This window comes from Cupriavidus sp. HPC(L) (assembly GCF_000307735.3).
Lineage (GTDB): Bacteria > Pseudomonadota > Gammaproteobacteria > Burkholderiales > Burkholderiaceae > Cupriavidus.
The window spans coordinates 1-2838 of the sequence record NZ_AMPR02000297.1 but is presented as its reverse complement, the minus strand read 5'-3'; the positions used below and the strand labels follow the sequence as shown (position 1 = coordinate 2838).

Below are 2838 nucleotides of genomic sequence, written 5' to 3'. Positions count from 1 at the left end.
AGGTCCGACGGCGGGGCCGGCATCCGCGCGGCCTGCCGCAGCAGCGTGCGCAGCTCGGTCCGATAGCGCTCGCGCGCCGGCAGGTTGGACGCGGCGGCGTTGGCCCGCTGGCGCGCAATATCGAGCCGCGCACGCAGCATCGGCAGCGCGGCCTCGCCGGCCGTGGCATGCATCCGTGCCAGCAGCGTCTGCGCTTCGTCCAGCCTGCCGTCGCGCGCAAACTGCTCGGCCAGCTCCGCCATCAGCGCGGCATCCGGCGGCGACACGCGCAGCCAGGCTTCCATATAGGCGAGCGCCGGGCCGTCCAGCGCGCGGCCTCCATTCCCCCCTTCGCCAAGCAGACGGTCGCGCAGCGGCTCGCGCGGAAACATCAGCGCGAGGCAAAGCGCCATCGCGGCGGCAATGCCTGTTGCGAACGCCGGAGGCAGCAGACGTTCGCGCGCGGGAGCGGCTGCCCCGGACTCCAGCGGCGTCATGCGCGCCGCCTCTTGCTTCCCCATGACTTCCCCGTTTTATTGCCTCGACGACGCGGCGTCGTCGCTCCCCCGGCCCGGATATCAATTTGTAACTACGAGCCGAATCCTAGCGAACGGTACAAAAAGGGAATGTCAACAATTGTCAAACGTGGCATGCCGCACACGCGCGATTCGACGCAATCAGTAGAATCACCATCATGAAAAAAACCACAAGCCGTGCCTCGATGCGCGGCCTCGCTGCGCGCTTGCCATTGCAGTTCCGAATGCAATCGCGATGGCAACTGCAACTGGGATCAGGCTGCGCCTGTCGGCGTACCGGCAACACAGAGCCATACCAGGGACCGCAGCTTCGGGAATGTCGACGGCGTCATCCGGGTCAAGCTCTCTGACAAGTATTCGCGCCGCCCCGGCCATGGCTGGGGGCGCATTGCCTTACACCAACGGTGTCGCGGTGCCGCCGCGCGCCTACAGGGAGACGATTGCATGTCGCCGGATTTACCCACTGCCTATCTGACCTTGCTGGTGCTGTTCGCCAGCACGCTGGGCATCTCGATCGGCCTGCGCTACGGCGCCGCGCAGGCTGGCCATCGTGCGCGCTGGACCGACGCCCATGCCTTCGCCTCGCTCGGCGGCATGGCGCTCGCGCTCGGTGCGATCGCCCCTGCCCCGCTGTGGGCGGTGCTGGCGCAGGCGCTGTGCCTCGGTGCGCAACTGATGCTGGTGCGCGGCCTGGCCGCGAGCGGCATGGCGATGGCCCCGCATCATCTGCGCGCGATGGTCGCCGGCGGCGTGGCTTCGGTGGCGCTGCTGGCGTTGATCGCCACGGTACAGGACGCCGTGATGGCGGAGCGCGCGATCCGCACGCTGGGCCATGCGATCACCGCGCTGGTCGTCTGGCAGGCGCTGCGCCTGCTCAACCGCGAACGCCGTTCGCATACGATCGGCCATGCGCTGGTTTGGGTGGCCTGCTGCGCGCAACTGGCCGCGCAGGGCCTGTGCCTCGCGCTGGCGCTTGCCGCCGGCGGTGCCGGCGCCTGGAGTCCGCTCGGTCCCGAAGAGCCCGGCATGCTGGCGCAGGCGCCGCTGCTGCTGATGCTGATCGCGGTGCTGTCCGGCGTGGTCGGTTTCACGCTGCTGAGCGCGGAGCGCCAGCTGGCCGAACAGCGTGCACGCGCCCGCCTCGACTCGCTGACCGGGCTGTTTCATCGCGGCGCGCTCGACGACGCCGCAATGACGCTGGCGGCCGAGGCCGGGCGTTCCGGCAAGCCGCTGTCCTGCCTGGTGATCGACGTCGATCGCTTCAAGCAGGTCAATGACCGCGCGGGCCACCAGGCGGGCGACCAGGTGCTCAAGCACATCGCCGAGACGCTGCGCCGCGCCTGCCGCTCCAGCGACGTCGCGGCACGCTTCGGCGGCGAGGAATTCTGCCTGCTGTGCCCGAACACCGGCGAAGAGGAAGCGGTGCTGCTGGCCGAACGGATCCGGGCCCGGATCGCTGGCATCGCGCTGCCGGAGGAAATCGGCGGACATGCCAGCGTCAGCATCGGCATCGCGCAGGCCGAGGACGCCGGCGATGCGCGCCGCAGCTGGGAGCAGCTGTTCGACGCGGCCGACCGTGCGCTTTATCGCGCCAAGCGCGAAGGGCGCAACCGCGTGATGCGGGCGGGTGCAGGCGCCGGGGTTGGTGCGAATGTCGCAGCGAACGCCGCAGCGAATGGTTCGGCGAATGCTCCGGCGAATGCCGCAACCCAGGCCGTCAATGCCGGCGGCGTGCCCGCTTCGGCCGCGGCAAAGGCCGCCAACGAGATCACCGAACCGGCGGCGTGGCGTGTGGCCTGCGGCGTGTCGGTCGGCGGCTGAGCGCGCCGCCCTGCTCGACGCCAGCGCATCGCCGCCGCATCGTTAGCGCGCCCCACCCTGCGCGTAGAAGCTCGCCAGCGCGCGCGCATCCGCCTCGCCCAGCCGCTGTGCGATGCCGCGCATCGCGCCATCGTCGTCGTTGTGGCGGCCGCCGGTGCGGAACGCATCGAGTTGCCTGGCCAGATAGTCGGCCGGCTGCCCGGTCAGCCGCGGCAACAGGAATCCCTGCCCCTCGCCCTCGACGCCATGGCAATTGGCGCAGGCCGGCAATGCCCGGCCGTTGTCGCCGGCCGCGTGCAGCGTCAGCGCGGCCGACTGGCCGGATTGGCCATCGCCGGCCAGCGTCAACGACGGCGCCGGCTGGCTCGCGTAGTAGCGGGCCACCGCGGCGACCTCGTCGTCCTTGAGCGCCTTGGCGATTGGCGCCATCACCGGATCGACGCGACGGCCATCGCGATAATCGAACAGCTGCTTGGCCAGATACTCGGCGGGCATGCCGACC

The 2838-nt window shown here is 70.3% G+C and carries 2 protein-coding genes and 1 pseudogene; 1 reads left to right on the top strand and 2 read right to left on the bottom strand.

Features of this window, described 5'->3' with window-relative positions:
* A pseudogene (locus B551_RS15995) lies at positions 1-500 on the bottom strand (hypothetical protein); the annotation flags it as partial.
* Between the two features lie 459 nt (positions 501-959).
* On the opposite strand from B551_RS15995, the gene B551_RS15990 reads away from it, so the two are divergent.
* Positions 960-2336, top strand: coding sequence for a diguanylate cyclase (locus B551_RS15990; protein WP_006580179.1), 1377 nt, complete (start codon positions 960-962; stop codon positions 2334-2336).
* A 42-nt stretch (positions 2337-2378) separates the two neighbouring features.
* Here B551_RS15990 and B551_RS15985 read toward each other — a convergent pair.
* On the bottom strand, positions 2379-2838 hold a 460-nt coding region (locus B551_RS15985; protein WP_023264522.1), incomplete at its 5' end, for a c-type cytochrome.